This is a genomic window from Pantoea sp. SIMBA_079 (assembly GCF_046940275.1).
Taxonomy (GTDB): domain Bacteria; phylum Pseudomonadota; class Gammaproteobacteria; order Enterobacterales; family Enterobacteriaceae; genus Pantoea; species Pantoea borealis.
The window spans coordinates 66,877-86,516 of the sequence record NZ_JAWRYR010000005.1 but is presented as its reverse complement, the minus strand read 5'-3'; the positions used below and the strand labels follow the sequence as shown (position 1 = coordinate 86,516).

Here is a 19,640-nt window from a genome sequence, read left to right as displayed (position 1 = left end):
TGACGGGTTTTTTTATTTCTGCCGGTGGTGCCTTAAGGTTGCGCTAAGCGAATCGCGCCATGCTGTGATCCTGACTTTTTTAGCGATCACTCTTCATGCAACTGTCATCAAAGTTAAACACTTCCACAACCTGCTACCGGAATCGGAGCGGGACTATTTATTCTTTTTCCACCCGCTTCTACGCTATCAACCTCATTTTACTGGCTATTCTGGCAGCGCTGTTTATTTACTTCTCACGCGATGAGCAGCTGGATATCGCTATCAGTCAGTACTGGTTTGACCCGCTTACGCAGCGCTTTCCCTGGCAGCACAGCCGCTGGCTGGATGTCATTAATCATCGCATCGCCAAGGATGCGATCATTGCCGGAGCCGTGCTGCTGCTGTTTCAGGGAATACGGACCCTTAATGCGCGACAGATGCTGGTTGCGCTGCTGTTTGGTCTGGGCCCGCTGGTGGTGGGGATCATCAAAGCGCATAGCGCGCACTCCTGCCCCTGGGATCTGGCGATGTTTGGCGGTAAGGCGCTCTCCTTTCCGTTGCTGAGCAGCGTCCCCGCCGGCAGCGGACCCGGCGGCTGTTTCCCGGGCGGACATGCGTCGAGTGGCTTTGCGGTGATGGCGCTGTTCTTTCTCTGGTGGCCGGAGCATCCACGCCGCGCGCTGCTGGCGCTGTCTGCAGGCGTCACTCTGGGATTGCTGATGGGGTTTGGTCAGGTGATGCGCGGTGCGCACTTTTTTTCACACAATTTATGGGCCGGCTGGTGGGTCTGGCTGGCACAGCTGCTGACAGTAGCCGGTATTTCTTTTTGGGTTAACAAAACGAGGATAGCTAAACGGGATGGAAGCGATTAACCACACCCTTTTTTTATGGATTAATGCCACGCCAGCGTCACCGCTCTGGCTGCTGAACCTGGCCACGTTTATCGCGAAGGATCTTATTGCGATTGTGCCGCTGCTGATCGTAGCCCTCTGGCTGTGGGGGCCGCGTGAGCAGGTGCAGTCCCAGCGTGCTCTGGTTCTGAAAACCGGTATGGCGCTTATCTATGCGCTGCTGATCTCCTGGTGTACCGGCCAGCTGCTGCCCCATCCGCGCCCCTTTGCCATTGGCTTTGGCCACCAGTTTCTGATGCACGCCGCAGACGACTCCTACCCGAGCGATCACGGCACAACCATTTTTACCTTTGCTCTTGCCTTTATTTTCTGGCACCGGCTCTGGTCCGGTATCCTGCTGCTGGCCATCGGCAGCGCCATCGCCTGGTCACGCGTCTACCTGGGCGTTCACTGGCCGCTGGATATGATCGGGGGTTTCCTGGTAGGTATGCTGGGTTGCCTGGCCTCGCAGATGGCCTGGCAGCTCTATGGCGATCGCCTGCTGGCGATGACGCATCAGGTTTATCGCGTGCTGTTTGCTATGCCAATTCGTAAGGGCTGGATCAGGGAATAAGCGCGCTGAGCAGCGCGGGGCTGGGCGCTGAGCAGCGCCGCGGGGCTGGGTGGCTCAGCAGCGCGGGACTCTAAGGGAATTCCGCCCGCCAGACTTCTGGCAGTTTCAGCGGCATTGCCGCACGCGGACGGGCTATGGGGCGGGTGGGCGCGCCCCTTAGCAATCCCCGCCCCGCGCCGTCCTCGCGAATTCCCGGGCTTATCCCTCCGGCCTTAACGGACCGCGCGGATTCGCTCCTGCTCACCCCGCGCTCTCGCCGGCGTCCTGCCGGCTCGTCCTGGCCGTCACGCTGCGCCCGGCGCTGCGGATAGCGCCCCCTCCCCGCCTGCACATTCTTCGTTTCTTTTTTAAAATTGATTTGGTGTGCGCTGAAGCTTCTCTACAGAACCTTCAGCCATAAGACACTTATTGAAGAGAAAAAAGCAGCAGCGGCGGGAAGCGCCATCCCGGGTCCGCCGAGGGAAGGCGCGGTTCCGGGATGAGCCGACAGGACGTCGGCGAAAGGGCGCGGTGAGCAGGAGCGAATGGCGGCCGGTCCCCGGGAAGCGGGCGTGAGCGAGGGAACCGCGCAGCGGCGGACGGGGCTGGCGCAGGGCCGGGGAGTGCAGAGGGCGCGGCCTGGCGTCCTCTGCCCGGTCGCCGCGCCGGGGCAAAGGCAGCTGCCGCCGCTGACGGCGAACGGAACCAGCGCTTAACCCGGAACCCGCGCTTAACCCGGAACCAGCGCTTAACCCGGAACCAGCGCTTAACCCGGAACCAGCGCTTAACCCGGAACCAGCGCCTGCGCCTGCGCCTGCGTCCTAACTAAACCACTTCCCGAACCAGCCGTGGAATTTCATCATAATAAAATCCCAGATACGCCCGACAAAGCCGCCTTCCGGCACGGCTTCCATTGCCACCAGCGGGCGTTGCTCAATGGTTTTCCCGTCCAGCTGAAAATCGATAGTGCCGACAACCTGATTTTTGGCGATGGGTGCTTCCAGCTGCGGCGTATTGAGGGTAAAGCTCGCTTTCAGATTTTTCATCTGCCCCTTAGGCACGGTAATGGCGGCATCTTTCGCTACGCCAAGATTTACCTCTCCCTTGTCACCAAACCAGACGCGCTGGCGGGCAAATGGCTTATCGGCCTTGATAGGCGTTACCGTCTCATAAAAACGGAACCCCCAGGTCAGCAGCTTTTCACTCTCACGAAACCGAATGGCATCGGTTTGCGCACCCAGCACTACGGAGACCAGTCGCATATCGCCATCAACGGCAGACGCGACCAGATTGTTGCCTGCGCCTGAAGTATGTCCGGTTTTAATGCCGTCCACTTTCAGGTTAGAGCTCCAGAGCAGCCGGTTGCGGTTGCGCTGTTTAATATTGTTAAACGTGAACTCTTTCTCGCTGTTCAGCGCATACTCGTCCGGCACATCGCTTATCAGCCGCTGGCCGATAATCGCCATATCGCGGGCAGTGCTGTATTGCCCTTCCGCGTCCAGCCCGTGCACCGTCATAAAATGGGTATTTTGCAGGCCAAAGGCTTTCACATAGTTATTCATCAGTCCGATAAACGCATCCTGACTGCCGGCAACGTAATCTGCCAGCGCAATACAGGCATCGTTACCGGACTGAATAACAATGCCTTTATTTAATTCTGATACCGGAATGCGGTCGCCAGGCTTGAGAAACATCAGCGATGAGCCGCGCAGCTTAGGATTACCGGTTGCCCAGGCGTCCTGGCCGATCGTTACCATATCCCCGTTGTTAATCTTTCCGGATTTCAGCGCCTGCCCTACCACATAGCTGGTCATCATCTTGGTCAGACTGGCGGGATCGAGCCGCTGATCGGCATTCGACTCAGCCAGCACTTTGCCACTGTTGTAATCCATCAGCACCCAGGCTTTAGCCTCGATTTGCGGGGCGGCCGGGGCGTCAACGGCCTGAGAAACCGCAGGAAAAATAAACAACAGCGAGGAAGCAGCCAGGGGCCGTAATAACGATGCGCAAAGGTGTAGTTTCATGGGCGTAACCAGATTGTCCTTGTAAAATCGGGGCTTTCGCGGGCGGGGGAGATCTCGTGTAAAACGCTAACGGTTCACGCGGGCGAAAAAAACCGTTGAATCGTAAAGTTAATTAAGTTTTCTTATATTAATCCAGGCGAGCCTCCTGTCAGGCCCAGTGTAAGCCGTCACCGGCGGTAAAAAAACTGCGCACAATTCTGAATTTGACTGAAAAAGCTAAGCCTGTCACAAAACTCCGCTACGCTGAAACCAGCCAGCCTGAGGAGAGCGTTATGGATCTTGCCGTGTTCGATCTCGATGAAACCCTGATAAGCGAAGACAGCACCAGCCTCTGGTTACGCTGGCTTGTCTCACAGGGATTTGCGCCTGAAACAGTGATTGATGAGGATCGCAGGCTGATGCAGCGTTATCACGCCGGTGAGCTGCCCATTGAAGAGTATATGCACACCACGCTGGCGCCGCTGGCTGGCATGGCCACGCCGACCGTGGCTGGCTGGATAAGACGCTTTATCCACCGCGACATCCTGCCGCGTGTCTTTCCTGCCGCGCGGGAGCGTATTCAGTGGCATCAGCAGCGCGGCGATAAGGTGCTAATCGTTACCGCCAGCGGCGACCACCTTGCCATTCCTATTGCTGAGCGTCTGGGCGTGGACGGTGCGCTGGCCATCCATGCTGAAGTGGTTGATGCGCGCTACAGCGGATCTATTCTCGGCACCGCAACCTATCGCGAAGGCAAAGTGGTGCGCCTGCGCGACTGGCAGACCCGTCAGCAGGCGCTCAGTTTTACACGGACCTGGGCCTACAGCGACTCGTTTAACGATCTGCCGCTGCTGACCTGGGCCGATCACGCCTGGGCAGTCAATCCGGATGCGCGTCTGCAGCATGAAGCGGAGCAGCGCGGCTGGCAGATTTGCCGCTGGGCGCGCTGACTAGTTACGTGTTGCAGCCTGCTCCGGCTCCGGTCCCACCCGAAGCAGTTTACCGCTGGCCTCATCAGTCAGTACATAGAGCCAGCCATCCGGCCCCTGACGCACATCACGGATGCGTTCGTTGCGATCGGTCAGCAGGCGCTCTTCCTCCGTAACCCGATCGCCCTCAACGCGCAGACGGATGAGGCTTTTCTCTTTTAACGCACCGATAAACAGCGCATTTTTCCACTGCGGGAAGCGCGTGCTGTTGTAGAACGCCATGCCGCTGATAGCCGGTGACACTTTCCACCAGAACAGCGGCTGATCGGTTCCGGCTACATGGGTGCCTTGCGCTTCCGGTACCGGCTGCCCGCTGTAATCTATGCCCCAGGTGGCGAGCGGCCAGCCGTAGTTGTGGCCCTTCTCCAGCCGGTTTACCTCATCGCCACCGCGGGGCCCGTGTTCGCTTTCCCACATCTGCTGTGTCCAGGGATTCAGCGCCAGCCCCTGAGGGTTACGCACGCCATAGCTCCAGATCTCCGGACGGGCACCCTCTTTGCGGACAAACGGGTTATCCTGCGGCACCCTTCCCTCCTGCGTCAGCCGAACAATTTTGCCTGACAGTTTATCCAGCTGCCGGGCGCTGCTGCTGACAAAATTGTCGCCAAACGCCACATAGAGAAAGCCCTGCCGGTCAAACGCCAGCCGGGTACCCAGATTCGCACCGCCGGAGAGTTTTGGCGTCTGCTCCAGCACCACGCGAAATCCGTTAAGCTTCTGCCTGTCCTCACTCAGCTGGCCATACCCCACGACCCCGCCGGCGCGCCCGCTGGCGTCAGCCGTGGTATAACTCAGCCAGACGCGGCGGCTTTGCGCGAAGTCAGGCGCCAGAACCACATCCAGTAATCCACCCTGCCGCTCAGCCCAGACCTGCGGCACGCCCTGGATCGGCTGCGACAGACCGCTTTCAGGTTGCCAGCTGCGCAGCTGACCGGTGCGCTCAGTGATAAGCAGCGTGCGATTATCCGGTAAAAAGGCCACGGCCCAGGGATGAGAGAGTTTATCCTGCAGCACCTGTACCGTCACATCCGCGGCCAGCGCCAGGGAAGAACCGCTTAGTGCGCCGGAAATCAGCGCTGTTCGCCAGATATGCATAGGTTGCTCCTGTGTTCACTCTGCCGTTAAGGGTAGACAGCGCGCGCGCAGCAGCGGATGAAATTTACAAAACATTAAGCCCGGCGGAAGCCGGGCTGGAGGGAATTATTCGAAGCAGGTTTCAGGGTTATCAGACAGGCAGATAAACTCTGCGCCGCCTTTCGTCAGGGCGTTGATTTTGCCCGTTTCGATATCGTAAACCCAGCCGTGCAGACGCAGCTTGCCTTTACGCAGCGCGACAGAGACAGAAGGATGCGTTTTGATATTGTTCAGCTGCGCAATAACGTTCTCTTTCACCATCTCATTAAGGCGCACCTCAACAGAATCGTAGTTACGTTCATCAACCACAGATTTCGCGGCGTTAGCGTAGTGCAGCCAGTGATCGACCGCCGGCATGTTTTCCAGATCGGCATTAGAAGCGATAGCGTTCATCGCGCCACAGTTAGAGTGGCCGCAAATGATAATTTCCGTTACGCCCAGCGCCAGTACCGCATACTCGATAGTGGCAGAGACGCCGCCTGGCTCCGGGCCAAAGGGCGGCACAATGTTGCCGGCGTTGCGGATCACAAACAGCTGACCCGGCTCCTGCTGGGTGACCAGCTCCGGTACCAGACGGCTGTCTGAACAGGAGATAAACAGCGCTTTAGGATTCTGGTTGGAAGCCAGACTCTTGAAAAGATCCTTCCTTTCAGGGAATACGTTCTGTTGAAAATTCAGAAAACCTTTGACGATCTCTTGCATTTGTCTGCTCTCACTCTATGCACTGCTGCGCTGTCATCTCGTAGCCTGCCAGCGCATGCGTTTAAATTCTTCAGCGTTGAGAATAAGTTACCTTCAACAACCCGTCATTTAAGCAAAATCGCAGCCACCGCACAACCCGCTACAGGCTGAAATACCCGGCGTCAGGCGGCGCCGCGCACTCTAAGCATAGCGCTGCATTCATATTTTGCTGTCAGGCAGATTATCGCTTCAGCTATACATTTTCCGCTGCAACCTCTGTACAATCGCGCTCCTGTCCATACTAATTATGATGAATTTTTATCCTTATGAGCCATGTCACTAATCCGCCACGCGTGGGCTTCGTCTCACTCGGTTGTCCTAAAAACCTCGTTGACTCAGAACGTATCCTGACGGAACTGCGTACTGAAGGCTATGACGTGGTACCACGCTACGATGACGCGGAGATCGTTATCGTTAACACCTGCGGATTTATTGACAGCGCGGTTCAGGAATCTCTGGAAGCGATTGGTGAAGCGCTGAATGAGAACGGCAAAGTGATCGTCACCGGCTGTCTGGGTGCCAAAGTGGATCAGATCCGCGAAGTGCACCCGAAAGTACTGGAGATCACCGGTCCGCACAGCTATGAGCAGGTACTTGAGCACGTGCATACCTACGTGCCTAAACCTGTGCATAACCCGTTTCTGAGCCTGGTGCCTGAGCAGGGCGTGAAACTGACGCCGCGCCACTACGCCTATCTGAAGATCTCAGAAGGCTGCAACCACCGCTGTACGTTCTGCATTATTCCGTCCATGCGTGGCGATCTCGACAGCCGCCCGATTGGCAGCGTGCTGGATGAGGCGAAGCGTCTGGCTGAGTCGGGCGTGAAAGAGTTGCTGGTGATCTCACAGGACACCTCGGCTTACGGCGTTGATGTGAAACATCGTACCGGTTTCTGGAACGGCGCGCCGGTAAAAACCAGCATGGTGAGCCTGTGCGAACAGCTCGCGAAGCTCGGCGTCTGGGTGCGTCTGCACTATGTTTATCCCTATCCGCACGTGGATGATGTCATCCCGCTGATGGCAGAAGGCAAAATATTGCCCTACCTCGACATTCCGCTGCAGCACGCCAGCCCGCGTATTCTGAAGCTGATGAAGCGCCCGGGCGCTGTGGAACGTACGCTGGAGCGCATCAAGCGCTGGCGCGAGATCTGCCCGGAGCTGACGCTGCGCTCTACGTTTATCGTGGGCTTCCCCGGTGAAACCGAAGAAGATTTCCAGATGCTGCTCGACTTCCTGAAAGAAGCGCGCCTCGATCGCGTAGGCTGCTTCCAGTACAGCCCGGTAGAAGGCGCTACCGCTAATCAGCTGCCGGATCCGGTTCCGGAAGAGGTAAAACAGGCGCGCTTTGACCGCTTTATGCAGCTGCAGCAGCAGATCTCCAGCGAACGTCTGCAGGAGAAAGTCGGCCGCGAAATACTGGTGATCATCGATGAAGTAGATGAAGAAGGTGCCGTCGGACGCAGCATGGCAGACGCACCGGAAATCGACGGTGCCGTCTATCTCAACGGCGACCGGCAGGTAAAAGCAGGTGATGTGGTGCGGGTGAAAGTGGAACACGCCGACGAATACGATCTGTGGGGCAGCCGCATCTAACCATATTTCTTCTGATGCGCTTTTTTACGCGCCAGATAATCTTCATCAGCGCGTAATTTATCCCAGCACGCTTTAAAGATGGCCGCCGCGGCGGCCTTCTCTTTCTCTACCGTCCGCGGCAGCTCTTTGCCATCAGCATCATATTTACGTCCGCCCTGATGATTGCTGTAGCGTCGGGCGCGCGTATATCCCATCTGAATAAATTTGCGTGCCATATCCATACCGACAAAATCATCTTTCTCGCGATAGTCTTCAAACAGCTGCATGATTTTTTCAGACGACTCTTTCGCCACCTCGACGGTGCGAAAACGCCACCAGGGCAGAATCTCGCTTTTGTAAGGCTCTACCATCAGTACGCCCTGCTCACCCCGCCCTACGCGATAGAGTTCAGGATGCTGTCGCAAATCGAGATTTTTATAATCCTGCTGATAGTCAAACGGTTCCATCTCTTTTCTCCTTTGCGCCCTGACCTGTGACCGGAACTGCTTTGCGCCGGCAGCATGCTTACCGGCGGAGCAACGTCCTGCGAAACGGGCCGGGGGAAATCTGTGAAAGCGTTATTGCTGCTCCTTTAATATTAGACACATTTAGTGGCCCGGACCGGTCCGCTGCTCAGCTTTTCAGTTTTGGATCCAGCGCATCGCGCAGACCATCACCCAGCAGGTTAAATGCCAGTACGGTCAGGAAAATCGCCAGACTGGGAAAAATAGCCACGTGGGGTGCCATCACCATATCTGCCCGCGCTTCATTCAGCATCGCTCCCCACTCCGGCGTGGGTGGCTGTGCACCGAGCCCCAGAAAAGAGAGGCTGGCGGCAGTAATAATTGAGGTGCCAATCCGCATCGTGAAATAGACCATGATTGATGAGATCGTGCCGGGCAGAATATGCCGTAAAATAATGGTCCGGTCTGAAGCACCGATACTGCGCGCCGATTCGATATAAGTCTGCTGCTTCAGCACCAGCGTGTTACCCCGCACCAGCCGGGCGAACGCGGGTATGCTGAAAATCGCTACCGCCACAATGACATTGCTCATCCCGCTGCCCATAATGGCGACGACCGCAATCGCCAGCAGAATACCGGGAAACGCGAACAGTACGTCGCAGATGCGCATAATCAGGCGATCCCACCAGCCCTCATAGTAACCCGCCAGCAGACCCAGCAGCGTACCGATAAACGCACCGATAATCACAGAGAAAAAGCCCGCCATCAGCGAGATACGGGTACCAGCCAGCACCCGGCTGAATATGTCGCGCCCCAGCGAGTCCACGCCAAACAGATGCAGCCAGGATGGCCCTTCATTCAGGCGATCGTAGTCGAAATAGTTTTCCGCATCGAAAGGCGCGATCCACGGTGCAATACAGGCCACCACAATCAGCAGCAGGACAAAACTGCCTGCCAGCAGCGCCACATGCTGCCGGCGAAAACGGCGCCAGAACTCACGCCACGGGGTACGCACCCGGTTTTCCGTCAGGTGCGGCAGCTGTTTCACCGCCGCATCGCGTCGCCAGTTGTTCAATTGCGACTCCTTATTTGTAGCGAATAGCCGGATTAATCGCCGCGTAAAGCATATCGACAATCAGGTTGATCAGAATAAACTCCAGCGAAAACAGCAGGACTTCCGCCTGAATCACCGGATAGTCACGCATCTCCACGGAGTCCACCAGCAGGCGACCCAGACCAGGCCAGTTAAACACCACCTCCACGACGATAGATCCCCCCAGCAGGAAACCAAACTGCAGGCCCATCATCGTGACCACCGGGATCAGAGCGTTACGCAGCCCATGTTTTACCACCACCACCGATTCGCGTACGCCTTTGGCCCGGGCGGTGCGCATGTAATCTTCCTGCAAAACCTCTATAAAGGAGGCGCGGGTAAAGCGCGCCATGATCGCCGCGACGGCAGCGCCCAGCGTGACAGAGGGCAGAATATAGTGCTGCCAGCTATCCGCGCCGACGGTGGGCAGCCAGCTCAGCTCCACGGAGAAAATCTGCATCAGCAGCATGCCCAGCGCAAAGGCCGGAAACGAGATGCCGGAAACCGCCAGCGTCATGCCGATACGATCGGGCCAGCGATTGCGCCATACGGCAGAAACAATCCCCAGCGCCATACCCAGCAGCACTGACCACGCCATACTGGCCAGCGTCAGCCACAGCGTCGGATAGAAGCGCATCGCAATTTCATCCGCGACCGGGCGTCTGGAGACCAGCGACTGGCCGAAATCGCCCTGCAGCGCGTTGAAAATAAAGTGCCCGAACTGCCGGATGAGAGGCTGATCCAGCCCCAGCTCGCTGCGTACCAGCGCAACAACGGACGCATCGGCTTCGGGTCCGGCAATCAGACGTGCCGGATCGCCGGGCAGCAGATGCACGAACAGGAACACCAGTACGGCAACAATCAGTAGCGTGGGGATCAGCCCCAGCAATCGTTTAAAAAAGTAGTTGAGCATGCAACATCCTGCGCAGCAGTGGCCAGCCTGAACGGCTGGCCAGTCTGGTTACTTCAGATCCGCTTCGTCGAAATTAAACGAGGTATCCGGCATGACATAAAACCCGGTCAGGTTTTTGTTACTGGCAGAGAGCAGCTGCTCTACCACCAGCGGGATCCACGGGCGATCGTTCCAGATGCGATCCTGCGCATCTTTATACAGCTGCGCTTTGCGTTCACGGTCGGTGGTCTTTAACGCATCAGCCAGATCTTTATCCACCTGCGGGTTACTGTAAAACGCAGTATTGAAGATCGCTGGCGGCCATGAGGTGGTGGCGAACAGCGGCGTCAGCGCCCAGTCGGCTTCACCGGTAGAGGCGGACCAGCCGGTGTAGAACATGCGCACACCGCTCTCTTTCTGCCCCTTGCTTTCCACTTCCGCGGCCCGCTGTCCGGCATCCATGGCGGTGACTTTTACCTTCACGCCTACCTGAGCCAGCTGCTGCTGGGTAAACTGCAGCACCTTCTGCGCCGTACTGTGGTTATGCGAGGACCAGAGCGTGGTCTCAAAACCGCTGGCGTAGCCCGCTTCTTTCAGCAGCGCGCGCGCTTTTGCCGGATCATATTTGATAGCCGGATAACGCTGAGCGAAATCGATAGAGGGCGGCACGATACCGGTAGCGGGGGTGGCATAACCGGCAAACGCCACTTTTGCCAGCGCCTCGCGGTTAATGGCATATTCCAGCGCTTCACGCACTTTCGGGTTATCAAACGGCTTTTGCGTCACGTTGAGGCTGATGTAACGCTGCATGATAGAAGGCGTGGTCACTACGTTCAGCTTACCGTTGCTTTCAAGGCGTTTGGCCTGCTCAAAAGGAACCGGAAACGCAAACGTCGCCTCACCGGTCTGCAGCATGGCCGCGCGGGTGTTGTTATCCACGACTGGCCGCCAGGTGATGGTATCGAGTTTTGGATAGCCCGGCTTCCAGTAGCCCGGCCACTTTTTCACTTTGACAAAATCGGTCTGGTTCCAGGTGTCAAACTGATAGGGTCCGGTGCCGACCGGATGGAAGCCAATCTCTTTGCCATATTTTTTCAGCGCGGTGGGCGAAATCATCGCCGCCGCCGGATGCGCCAGATTGTTGATAAACGCCGAGAACGGCTGCTTCAGCGTAATTTTTACCGTAAGCGGATCGACCACTTCCGTGGTCGCAATATATTTGAACAGGTTATAGCGTTTGAGATGGTTGTCGGGATTACTGGCGCGATCGAGGTTGACCTTCACCGCCTCAGCGTTGAAATCGGTACCATCCTGAAATTTGATGCCGGAACGCAGTTTGATGGTGTAGGTGAGCCCGTCATCGCTGGCCTGAGAGCTTTCGGCGAGCACGTTAACCAGCTTCATCTCCTTATCAAAGCTGAACAGCCCCTGATAGAAGGATTTGGCAACCGCCTGCGATAGCGTATCGTTGGCGTCATAAGGATCCAGCGTGGTAAAGGTCGAGCCCACGGCAATGACCGCATCTTTTGCCGCCCAGGCGGGCAGCGACAGCGCAGCGCTCAGCACGCCAGCCGTCATAATTCCGTTACGCATAATCTGGTGCATGATGGTGGTTCTCCTGTAGTCCCTGTCTGCTGCGTCCTGGGTTCAGGACGCTCTGTTTTTGTCAGGCGCCGCTGATCGCGTGGCGTGCCACAAAGTGTCCCGGCGCGACCTCCAGCAGCGGCGCGATTTCCGGCTCATCTCCCAGCGGACGTACGGCGCTGGGGATCTCATCAACCATTAACGCCCGTTCACGGTGCCGGTGTGCCGGATCGGCCACCGGTACCGCCGCCATCAGCTTGCGGGTATAAGGATGACGTGGCTGCTCAAACACCGCCTGGCGTGGTCCTATCTCAACGATCTGTCCCAGATACATCACGGCTACACGATGGCTGATCCGCTCCACCACTGCCATATCATGGGAAATGAACAGAAACGCGATGCCGGTTTCCCGCTGCAGATCAAGCATCAGATTGATAATCTGCGCCTGGACCGATACATCCAGCGCTGACACCGATTCATCCGCAATCACCACTTTGGGATTCAGCGCCAGCGCACGCGCAATACAGATGCGCTGGCGCTGCCCGCCTGAAAACTCATGCGGATAGCGCTGCGCATGCTCCGGCTGCAGCCCTACCCGCTCCAGCAGCCAGGCAACGCGCTTCTCTGCCTGCGCACGACTCATCACCCGGTGCACCAGCAGCGGCTCCATCACAGAAAAGCCCACGGTAAGGCGCGGATCGAGTGAGGCGTAAGGGTCCTGAAAAATAAACTGAATATCGCGCCGCAGCGCCGCCAGGGCGGCACCCTGCAGCGCGTCGATGCGCTGGCCGTCAAAGGTAATGCTGCCGCCCTGACTGGCGACCAGCCGCAGCAGTGAACGACCGGTGGTCGATTTACCGCATCCCGACTCACCAACCAGTGCCAGCGTCTCACCGGCATAGAGATCAAAGCTCACCTTCTCTACCGCGTGCACCCGGCGCGTGACCCGGTTAAAGAGACCGCCACGCAGATCGAAGCGGGTGACCAGGTCGCGCACCTGCAGCACCGGAGGCCGATCGCGGCGCACGGTATCCTGCGGCAGAGCCGGCACCTCTTGCCCGCCGGGGTGGAGCAGCGGAAATTTTGCCGGCAGTGGCTGCCCGCTCATTGCACCCAGCCGGGGTACGGCCGCCAGCAGCGCGCGGGTATAGGGCTGAACCGGTGCGTTAAACAGCTGCTGCACCGGCGCCTGTTCGATAACATCGCCGCGATACATCACCTGTACCCGATCGGCCATCTCAGCAACGACGCCCATATCGTGCGTGATAAAAATCACGCCCATCTGCATCTCTTTTTGCAGCACGCGGATGAGCTGCAGGATCTGCGCCTGAATAGTGACATCCAGAGCCGTAGTCGGCTCATCGGCAATCAGCAGCGCCGGCCGGCAGGAGAGCGCCATCGCAATCATCACGCGCTGGCGCATGCCGCCAGAGAGCTGATGCGGATAGCGCGACAGAATAGCGTGCGCATCCGGAATGCGTACCAGGTCCAGCATGCGACGCGCTTCAGCCAGCGCCTGCTGGTGACTCATTTTCTGATGTAAGCGCACGGATTCAGCAATCTGTTCGCCCACGGTAAACACCGGGTTCAGCGAGGTCATCGGTTCCTGGAAGATCATCGCCATGTCAGCGCCGCGCACCTGCCGCATCTCACCGGCTGACGCACGCATCACGTCCAGGATCTCCCCGTTTCTGCGGCGCAGCTTTATCTCACCGCTTATCTCGCTGCCCGCCTGCTGAATCAGGCGCATCAGCGCCAGTGACGTCACTGATTTACCTGAGCCGGATTCGCCAACCAGCGCCAGGGTTTCACCCCGCAACAGATCGAGCGAAAGATGCCGGACCGCTTCAGTTTTGCTCTCTTCATGCTGAAAAGTGACGCACAGATCGCGTACCGCCAGCACCTGCTGCTGTTCCATTCTGCCTGCTCCTTAGCTGTCGCGGTAAATGGCTACCTCAACCGGACCCTCAACGTAAGCAAAGCCCCGGTACATGCCTTCGCTGTTAAACGGCAGTGCAAGATTGCCGTGTGCGTCAACCGCAATCAGACCGCCGCTGCCTTCCAGCTCCGATACCGTATCGTGGATGACGCTGGCGGTCGCCTGCTGCAGCGAGCGTCCGCCATATTTCATCTGTGCGGCGACATCATAAGCCGCCAGCGTACGCATAAAGACTTCACCGGTGCCGGTACAGGAGACCGCAGCGCTGTCGTTGCTGGCATAGCAGCCGGCGCCAATCAGCGGCGAGTCGCCCACGCGGCCAGCCTGCTTGTTGGTCATGCCCCCGGTGGAGGTCGCCGCGGCAAGATTGCCGTGCAGATCCAGCGCGACCGCACCCACGGTACCCAGTTTGCGATCCTCATCCAGCGGCGTCGCGGCCACATCGTGATCCAGCGGCGTAGCGTCGCTGTCGCGCACGCGCAGCAGCTGCGCCAGACGTTCTGGCGTTGAGAAAAAGTCAGCGGCAACGGGCTCCAGCCCCTGTGCCACGGCAAAAGCTTCTGCGCCGGCACCGATCAGCAGCACGTGAGGACTCGCCTCCAGTACTTTACGCGCGGCAAGGATCGGATGTTCAATATGACTGACGCCTGCTACTGCGCCCGCCTGCAGCGTACGACCATCCATGATGCTGGCATCCAGCTCGTGTGTGCCCTGATGGGTGAAAACTGCGCCCCGCCCGGCATTGAATAGCGGACACGCCTCCAGCCGTCGCACTGCGTCAGTCACCGCATCCAGTGCGCTTCCGCCGGCAGCCAGAATCTGCTGCCCCGCTGCGATAATGTCGTGCAGCTGCTGCCGGTAATGCTGCTCGCGCGCCGCGCTCATAGTCGTGCGGGAAAGCGCGCCTGCTCCGCCATGGATAGCGATTACTGCTTTCGTCATTAGCTGCACCTGTCAGGATTATCAGCAGAAAAAACACTGATTTAGAATGGTTTTCATCATTTTCAGACAATTTTCGACTATAGGAAGCACCCGGCAGCTTGTAAAGCAGAAAGTGCATCTGCCCTCATAACCTCTTCTCAGGCTTTATAGCTTTTTCCTTTCGCGACAGACCTTGTTAAATGCCCACCGCGCGATCTGTGCGGCCGGATCAAACGGGTCTGGCCTTACGCCAGCGCCTTAACCCATAATAGGTTACATCTGACATTTATCCGTCCGGGAGAGATATGGAACCCAATACCGCTGGCTTAATTTCGCTGGAAGAGGCGCAGCAGATGATGCTGCAAACGCTGCAACCTGTGAGCGGAACCGAACAGGTTACCCTCGCTGATGCTGCCGGACGCATTACCGCAGAGGCGGTGATCTCACCGCTGGATGTGCCCTCATTCGATAACTCTGCAATGGATGGCTATGCGGTGCGGCTGAGCGATCTCAGTGCTGACGGGCAGCTCGCCGTCGCGGGCAAAGCCTTTGCCGGTGCCCCCTGGCGGGGCGCATGGCCGGCAGGCAGCGTTATCCGCATCATGACCGGTGCCCCGGTACCGGCAGGCTGTGACGCGGTGGTCATGCAGGAGCAAACGGAACCGCACGCAGACGGTATCGCGATCACCGCACCGGTAAACGCGGGTCAGAATATCCGCCGCATCGGTGAAGATATTCGCGCCGGACATCAGGTTCTGGCAGCGGGTGTGCGGCTGGGTGCCGCTGAGCTGCCGCTGCTCGCCTCGCTGGGTATTGCCCGGGTATCGGTGCGGCGCAGGCTGCGGGTGGCAATATTCTCGACCGGAGATGAGCTGCAGGCCGTGGGGGAACCGCTGGCAGAGGGCCAGATTTATGACACCAATCGCCTTACCGTCTCGCTGATGCTCAGCAAGCTGGGCTGCGAGGTTATCGATCTCGGCGTTATCGCTGATGACCCGCTCGCGCTGCGTCAGGCCTTTATGGCAGCAGACAGTCAGGCCGATGTGGTTATCAGCACCGGGGGCGTCTCAGTGGGTGAAGCGGATTTTACCCGGGAGATCCTCGACGAACTCGGCACCATAGGCTTCTGGAAACTGGCGATCAAGCCGGGCAAACCTTTCGCGTTTGGCCAGCTGGCCAATAGTCTGTTCTGCGGGCTGCCGGGCAACCCGGTCTCTGCCGCCGTGACCTTTTATCAGCTGGTCCAGCCGCTGCTGGTCAGGCTGAGCGGTCAGACAACACCGGCAATGCCGCTGCGCCAGCGTGCGCGGACGCTGGACCGTCTGAAAAAATCACCGGGACGCCTCGATTTTCAGCGCGGGGTGCTCAGCCGCAGCAGCGAAGGTGTGCTGGAAGTTCGCTCCACCGGTGCACAGGGCTCTCACGTTTTCAGTTCGTTTGCGCAGGCCGACTGCTTTATTGTGCTGGAGCGCGAACGCGGTACGGCAGAAGCGGGTGAATGGGTTGAAGTTGAGCCTTTTAACCCTCTGCTGGAGGGGTAATGACACGCGAACTTACGCATGAAGAGATGCTGCGCTATAACCGGCAGATTGTACTGCGCGGCTTCGACTTCGCCGCTCAGGAGCAGCTCGCAGAGTCACGCGTGCTGATAACGGGCCTGGGGGGGCTGGGATGCGCGGCCGCACCCTGGCTCGCCTCCGCTGGCGTCGGACATCTGACGCTGCTCGACTTTGATACCGTCAGCCTGAGCAATCTGCAGCGGCAGATCCTGCATCGCGATGAAACGATTGGCCAGCCCAAAGTCGACTCTGCGCGCGCGCAGTTAGCCGCCATGAATCCGCACTGCGTGATTGAAACCTGTGACATGCAGACTGATGACGCAGCCCTGAGTGCGCTGATTGCGCGGCATGATGCGGTGCTGGACTGCACAGATAATGTGGCTACACGTGAACAGCTGAACCGCCTCTGCTTCCGGCAAAAAGTCCCGCTGATTTCCGGTGCAGCGATCCGCATGGAAGGCCAGCTGAGCGTTTTTACCTGGCAGCCTGGCGAGCCCTGTTACCGCTGTATCAGCCGTTTGTTCGGAGAACAGATGCTGAGCTGCGTGGAAGCCGGCGTGATGGCCCCGCTGGTGGGCGTCATTGGCGCAATGCAGGCGATGGAGACGCTGAAACTGCTTACCGCGTTTGGTGAACCCCCCCGCTCACGCCTGCTGATGTATGACGCAATGCGTGCTGAATTCCGCAGTATGAAAGTAGTGCAGGACGCACAGTGTGACGTGTGTGGTGCCCCCTGAATGCAAACAGGCCGCCCGGTCGGGCGGCCTGTTAAGCAGACAGAAAGATCAGGGTTATGAAATACCCTGGCTGCGCAGGTAATCTTCGTAGTTACCGGTGAAGTCAACGATGCGCTCGCCTTTCATCTCCATCACGCGCGTGGCCAGCGAGCTGACAAATTCACGGTCATGTGAAACAAAGATCAGCGTGCCTTCATACATCTCCAGCGCCATGTTGAGTGATTCGATCGATTCCATATCCAGGTGGTTGGTCGGCTCATCCATAATCAGAATGTTAGGCTTCTGCATCATCAGCTTGCCAAACAGCATCCGCCCTTTCTCACCGCCCGACAGCACTTTGGCCGGTTTTTTGATGTCGTCATGGCTGAACAGTAAACGGCCCAGTACGCTGCGTACGGCCTGTTCATCATCGCCATCCTGCTTCCACTGGCTCATCCAGTCGAACACGCTCAGGTCTTCGGCAAAATCTTCGGCATGATCCTGCGCGTAATAGCCGATGCGCGCATTTTCAGACCATTTAACGCTGCCGCTGTCCGGAGTTAATTCGCCCACCAGCGTTTTCAGCAGCGTGGATTTACCAATACCGTTGGCACCCAGAATTGCCAGCTTCTCGCCCACTTCCAGCATCAGATTCAGCTTATTAAAGAGTGGGCCGTTATCAAATCCTTTCGTCAGCGCTTCCACTTCCAGCGCATTACGGAATAATTTCTTATCCTGCTCAAAGCGAATATAAGGGTTCTGACGACTGGACGCTTTAACTTCATCCAGTTTGATTTTATCAATCTGTTTCGCACGCGATGTTGCCTGACGGGATTTAGAGGCGTTGGCACTAAAGCGGCTGACAAAAGATTGCAGGTCAGCAATCTGCGCTTTCTTTTTCGCGTTATCAGCCAGCAGACGTTCGCGCGCCTGCGTTGCTGCGGTCATGTACTCATCGTAATTGCCCGGATAAACGCGCAGCTCGCCATAATCGAGATCCGCCATATGCGTGCAGACCATATTCAAAAAGTGACGGTCATGCGAAATGATGATCATCGTACTGTTACGATCGTTCAGTACCTGTTCAAGCCAGCGGATGGTATCAATATCCAGGTTGTTCGTCGGCTCATCAAGCAGCAGAATATCGGGATTAGAGAACAGCGCCTGCGCAAGCAGTACACGCAGTTTCCAGCCCGGTGCAATTTCGCTCATTGGCCCGTAATGTTGTTCAACCGGAATACCCACGCCCAGCAATAACTCGCCCGCACGTGATTCCGCGCTATATCCATCCATTTCACCGTAGGCGACTTCGAGATCGGCAACTTTGTAGCCTTCTGCTTCACTCATTTCTGGCAGAGCGTAAATACGGTCGCGCTCTTCTTTTACGGCCCAGAGTTCCTGATGCCCCATTATGACCGTATCCAGCACACTATATTGTTCAAAGGCAAACTGATCCTGACGAAGCTTACCAATACGCTCATTGGGATCGAGTGAGACATTGCCGTTGGTAGGCACGAGATCGCCGCCCAGTATTTTCATAAAGGTCGATTTACCGCTGCCGTTTGCACCGATTAAACCGTAACGGTTACCTCCGCCAAACTTAACGGAGATATTCTCAAACAGCGGCTTGCTGCCGAACTGCATAGTGATATTGCTGGAAACTAACACGGCATTGACCTTTGTTACACGGTGGATGAAAAAACAGCGGGCATTATGCCAGAGATGGGCTATATGAGCCAGTCTGCGCCGGGCAATGGCGCAGCTTTTCCGCAAACAGGCTGTTAGCAGATGCAAAATAGTGTTAACAGCATCCGTATCAGGCGATTCTGCCCTGCTGACGTTACGTCATCGTTATCAGTTAGCGCAGTTTGTTACATAAGATAAAAACATCAGCCAATAAAAAAGCCGGGGACAATATGTCCCCGGCTCCCATATACAAGGATTGCGTCGCTTATTTAATCAGGAAACTGTCCAGGCTCTTGCCGGCATCCAGCGCTTTTTTAATCGCTGCTGGCGTGCGTCCCTGGCCGGTCCAGGATTTTTCATCACCGTTTTCGTCGGTATAGGTATATTTAGCCGGACGCGGTGCACGCTTGGCGCGTTTTTTACCGGTTTCAAGTGCGCCCAGTAATTCGTTAGGATCGATACCGTCAGCCAGCAGCATTTCGCGATATTTAGACAGCTTCTCTTCTTTTTCGCGATTTTGCGCTTCTTCGGCTTCAACTTCTTCACGACGTTCTGTCACAACGACAGTTAATTTTTCCAGAATTTCTTCCAGATCGGTCAGCGGCAGTTCACGCGCCTGCGCACGTAATGTGCGAATGTTGTTCAGTACTTTAAATGCGTCACTCATCACAATGTCCTTGTTTAAGGGGTATTAATAAACTGTAGCGGCAAGATTACCCAATTCAAATAAAAAAATAAATTAATTTTGCAGACCGGATTATTCTTAACAGGTTCGCTTATTGTTATTGTTCAGTCAGGATAAGCCGTATCGGTTAACATTAAGCGTTAATAAACTGATAAAGTTTCCCGCCACTTGTTGCATTGATATCGATTTCATTTGCCGATCCCACGAGTGAAACAAGTAGTTAGCAAAATTTTAGTTTGTG

Annotated in this window: 17 protein-coding genes; 6 read left to right on the top strand and 11 right to left on the bottom strand. The window is 57.0% G+C overall.

Going from position 1 to position 19,640, the window contains the following annotated elements; translation table 11 throughout:
• Positions 1–95 precede the first annotated feature (95 nt).
• Positions 96–851, top strand: a complete 756-nt coding sequence (locus tag SB719_RS09465; protein WP_412159166.1) for a phosphatase PAP2 family protein — start codon at positions 96–98, stop codon at positions 849–851.
• Positions 838–1,443, top strand: coding sequence for an undecaprenyl-diphosphate phosphatase (ybjG, locus tag SB719_RS09460; protein ID WP_065649740.1), 606 nt, complete (start codon positions 838–840; stop codon positions 1,441–1,443). The genes SB719_RS09465 and ybjG overlap by 14 nt, the downstream gene beginning before the upstream one ends.
• A gap of 800 nt (positions 1,444–2,243) precedes the next feature.
• On the opposite strand, the gene SB719_RS09455 is transcribed toward ybjG, so the two are convergent.
• Positions 2,244–3,446 (bottom strand): serine hydrolase, encoded by a 1,203-nt coding sequence (locus SB719_RS09455; RefSeq protein ID WP_075050747.1) that lies wholly within the window; start codon positions 3,444–3,446, stop codon positions 2,244–2,246.
• A gap of 272 nt (positions 3,447–3,718) precedes the next feature.
• On the opposite strand from SB719_RS09455, the gene SB719_RS09450 reads away from it, so the two are divergent.
• Entirely contained in the window at positions 3,719–4,375 is a 657-nt protein-coding gene (locus SB719_RS09450) for an HAD family hydrolase (RefSeq protein WP_065649741.1), read from the top strand.
• Here the strand turns inward: SB719_RS09450 and SB719_RS09445 are convergent, their stop codons facing one another.
• Entirely contained in the window at positions 4,376–5,509 is a 1,134-nt protein-coding gene (locus tag SB719_RS09445; protein ID WP_065649742.1) for a PQQ-dependent sugar dehydrogenase, read from the bottom strand.
• Between the two features lie 105 nt (positions 5,510–5,614).
• Positions 5,615–6,250: a carbonic anhydrase gene (locus SB719_RS09440; RefSeq protein ID WP_065649743.1), complete on the bottom strand. Its 636-nt coding sequence runs from the start codon at positions 6,248–6,250 to the stop codon at positions 5,615–5,617.
• Between the two features lie 305 nt (positions 6,251–6,555).
• Between SB719_RS09440 and rimO the strand changes: the two genes are divergently transcribed.
• The gene (gene rimO, locus SB719_RS09435) at positions 6,556–7,881 is read left to right on the top strand and encodes a 30S ribosomal protein S12 methylthiotransferase RimO (RefSeq protein WP_065649744.1); all 1,326 of its coding nucleotides are present in this window, start codon (positions 6,556–6,558) and stop codon (positions 7,879–7,881) included.
• On the opposite strand, the gene SB719_RS09430 is transcribed toward rimO, so the two are convergent.
• The 6 genes from SB719_RS09430 to SB719_RS09405 form a co-directional block, all read right to left on the bottom strand.
• Positions 7,878–8,327 (bottom strand): DUF4385 domain-containing protein, encoded by a 450-nt coding sequence (locus SB719_RS09430; protein WP_065649745.1) that lies wholly within the window; start codon positions 8,325–8,327, stop codon positions 7,878–7,880. The two genes, rimO and SB719_RS09430, sit on opposite strands and share 4 nt — an antisense overlap.
• A 166-nt stretch (positions 8,328–8,493) precedes the next feature.
• Positions 8,494–9,399, bottom strand: a complete 906-nt coding sequence (gsiD, locus tag SB719_RS09425) for a glutathione ABC transporter permease GsiD (RefSeq protein ID WP_065649746.1) — start codon at positions 9,397–9,399, stop codon at positions 8,494–8,496.
• Positions 9,400–9,409: 10 nt separating this feature from the next.
• Positions 9,410–10,330, bottom strand: coding sequence for a glutathione ABC transporter permease GsiC (gsiC, locus tag SB719_RS09420; protein WP_304233653.1), 921 nt, complete (start codon positions 10,328–10,330; stop codon positions 9,410–9,412).
• A 48-nt stretch (positions 10,331–10,378) separates the two neighbouring features.
• The gene (gsiB, locus tag SB719_RS09415) at positions 10,379–11,914 is read right to left on the bottom strand and encodes a glutathione ABC transporter substrate-binding protein GsiB (protein WP_293006525.1); all 1,536 of its coding nucleotides are present in this window, start codon (positions 11,912–11,914) and stop codon (positions 10,379–10,381) included.
• A gap of 61 nt (positions 11,915–11,975) precedes the next feature.
• Positions 11,976–13,811, bottom strand: a complete 1,836-nt coding sequence (locus tag SB719_RS09410; RefSeq protein WP_065649749.1) for a dipeptide ABC transporter ATP-binding protein — start codon at positions 13,809–13,811, stop codon at positions 11,976–11,978.
• 12 nt (positions 13,812–13,823) lie between these two features.
• Entirely contained in the window at positions 13,824–14,774 is a 951-nt protein-coding gene (locus SB719_RS09405) for an isoaspartyl peptidase/L-asparaginase family protein (protein ID WP_292969826.1), read from the bottom strand.
• A 284-nt stretch (positions 14,775–15,058) separates the two neighbouring features.
• Here SB719_RS09405 and moeA point away from each other — a divergent pair, with 284 nt between their 5' ends.
• The gene (moeA, locus tag SB719_RS09400; protein ID WP_412159165.1) at positions 15,059–16,294 is read left to right on the top strand and encodes a molybdopterin molybdotransferase MoeA; all 1,236 of its coding nucleotides are present in this window, start codon (positions 15,059–15,061) and stop codon (positions 16,292–16,294) included.
• The gene (gene moeB, locus SB719_RS09395; protein WP_412159164.1) at positions 16,294–17,049 is read left to right on the top strand and encodes a molybdopterin-synthase adenylyltransferase MoeB; all 756 of its coding nucleotides are present in this window, start codon (positions 16,294–16,296) and stop codon (positions 17,047–17,049) included. The genes moeA and moeB overlap by 1 nt, the downstream gene beginning before the upstream one ends.
• Before the next feature lie 54 nt (positions 17,050–17,103).
• Here moeB and SB719_RS09390 read toward each other — a convergent pair whose 3' ends face one another.
• Entirely contained in the window at positions 17,104–18,696 is a 1,593-nt protein-coding gene (locus tag SB719_RS09390) for an ABC-F family ATPase (RefSeq protein WP_039383434.1), read from the bottom strand.
• 283 nt (positions 18,697–18,979) lie between these two features.
• A complete protein-coding gene (locus SB719_RS09385; RefSeq protein ID WP_065649753.1) occupies positions 18,980–19,381 on the bottom strand; it encodes an H-NS family nucleoid-associated regulatory protein in 402 nt (133 codons plus the stop codon).
• Between the last annotated feature and the right edge of the window lie 259 nt (positions 19,382–19,640).

Bases quoted from the DNA above. Each gene is read 5' to 3' on its own strand.
- SB719_RS09465 (WP_412159166.1), top strand. From the start codon at position 96: ATGCAACTGTCATCAAAGTTAAACACTTCCACAACCTGCTACCGGAAT.
- ybjG (WP_065649740.1), top strand. From the start codon at position 838: ATGGAAGCGATTAACCACACCCTTTTTTTATGGATTAATGCCACGCCA.
- SB719_RS09455 (WP_075050747.1), bottom strand. From the start codon at position 3,446: ATGAAACTACACCTTTGCGCATCGTTATTACGGCCCCTGGCTGCTTCC.
- SB719_RS09450 (WP_065649741.1), top strand. From the start codon at position 3,719: ATGGATCTTGCCGTGTTCGATCTCGATGAAACCCTGATAAGCGAAGAC.
- SB719_RS09445 (WP_065649742.1), bottom strand. From the start codon at position 5,509: ATGCATATCTGGCGAACAGCGCTGATTTCCGGCGCACTAAGCGGTTCT.
- SB719_RS09440 (WP_065649743.1), bottom strand. From the start codon at position 6,250: ATGCAAGAGATCGTCAAAGGTTTTCTGAATTTTCAACAGAACGTATTC.
- rimO (WP_065649744.1), top strand. From the start codon at position 6,556: ATGAGCCATGTCACTAATCCGCCACGCGTGGGCTTCGTCTCACTCGGT.
- SB719_RS09430 (WP_065649745.1), bottom strand. From the start codon at position 8,327: ATGGAACCGTTTGACTATCAGCAGGATTATAAAAATCTCGATTTGCGA.
- gsiC (WP_304233653.1), bottom strand. From the start codon at position 10,330: ATGCTCAACTACTTTTTTAAACGATTGCTGGGGCTGATCCCCACGCTA.
- gsiB (WP_293006525.1), bottom strand. From the start codon at position 11,914: ATGCACCAGATTATGCGTAACGGAATTATGACGGCTGGCGTGCTGAGC.
- SB719_RS09410 (WP_065649749.1), bottom strand. From the start codon at position 13,811: ATGGAACAGCAGCAGGTGCTGGCGGTACGCGATCTGTGCGTCACTTTT.
- SB719_RS09405 (WP_292969826.1), bottom strand. From the start codon at position 14,774: ATGACGAAAGCAGTAATCGCTATCCATGGCGGAGCAGGCGCGCTTTCC.
- moeA (WP_412159165.1), top strand. From the start codon at position 15,059: ATGGAACCCAATACCGCTGGCTTAATTTCGCTGGAAGAGGCGCAGCAG.
- moeB (WP_412159164.1), top strand. From the start codon at position 16,294: ATGACACGCGAACTTACGCATGAAGAGATGCTGCGCTATAACCGGCAG.
- SB719_RS09385 (WP_065649753.1), bottom strand. From the start codon at position 19,381: ATGAGTGACGCATTTAAAGTACTGAACAACATTCGCACATTACGTGCG.